1 protein-coding gene is annotated in these 269 nt (G+C 56.5%); it reads right to left on the bottom strand.

Annotation, left to right across the window (positions count from 1 at the left end):
* Positions 1 to 34: 34 nt before the first annotated feature.
* A partial coding sequence (locus ACTFO6_RS18825; RefSeq protein ID WP_439935884.1) for an ADP-ribosylation factor-like protein occupies positions 35 to 269 on the bottom strand: 235 nt, incomplete at its 5' end.

Genomic DNA, 269 nt, shown 5'->3' with positions numbered 1-269 from the left:
GCGTGTGGAGAGACTGAACCGCCCGATGAGAAGCTCAGCGGCTTGCCCACTTCATGAGGAACTGCACCACCGCATCGAGATTGGTCTCCTCCTTCGCACTGATTCCATAGCAGCACACCTCGCGGCCTTGAATCTTCGCCAGCTCCAGTTGCTCGATCAACTCGTCCATGGACAGCTTCTCTGGAAGATCCGACTTGTTTCCAAGCACAAGAAGAGGGATTCCTTCCAAAGACTGGTGGCTGACCAGGGCGTGGAGCTCCTCCTTTGCC

Source organism: Pelomicrobium sp. G1 (genome assembly GCF_051905455.1).
Classification (GTDB): Bacteria; Pseudomonadota; Gammaproteobacteria; order Burkholderiales; family UBA6910; genus Pelomicrobium.
Note: the sequence above shows the minus strand (reverse complement) of the source record. Positions and strands in the feature narration are given on the sequence as shown.